The 582-nt window shown below is 60.7% G+C and carries 1 protein-coding gene; it reads right to left on the bottom strand.

Features of this window, described 5'->3' with window-relative positions:
* On the bottom strand, nt 1-582 hold a 582-nt coding region (locus tag OU26_RS08880), incomplete at both ends, for an ABC transporter substrate-binding protein (RefSeq protein ID WP_033499102.1).

Below are 582 nucleotides of genomic sequence, written 5' to 3' on the forward strand. Positions count from 1 at the left end.
ACTGAATCTCCTTGCCGTCCTTCAGCAGGGCAACGCAGGCCTTGTAGGAATCGCACTTCTCGCCCTTGGTGGATCCGGAGACGGCCGCCATATTGGCCTGGATGGTCTTGCCATCGGCACTGCCGCCCTTCTGTGCGGCGAGCGCGGCGAGGATGATGCCGTCATAGGTTTCAGCACCGTAGGTGGTGGTGTTTTTCAGGTCGACACCGGTGGACTTGAGGCGCTTGACGAAGTCGTCAGACGGGTTGACGCCAGGGATGGTGCCCTTCGAGCCCTTGAGCAGGCCCGCGTCGAGCTCGCTGGAGTAGTCGGAGGTGTTGCCGTCGACGAAGTACAGCTTGTGCATGTCCACTCCCGCGGAGGCGAGCGCCTTCAGCAGCGGCTTGGTCTGATCGAAGGCGATGACGAGCGTCGCGTCCGGATTGGATGCCTTGATTGCGGTGGCAATTGAGGAGAAGTTCGTTTCGGTCGGGTCGAAGGTATCCTTTTCTCCATAGACGATATTGACGCCGGCCTCGGATGCGGTTTTTGCGATGGTGTCGCGCAGGCCGGTGCCGTATTCGTCGTTGAAGACCGCGATGG

Source organism: Bifidobacterium ruminantium DSM 6489, from assembly GCF_000770925.1.
GTDB lineage: Bacteria > Actinomycetota > Actinomycetes > Actinomycetales > Bifidobacteriaceae > Bifidobacterium > Bifidobacterium ruminantium.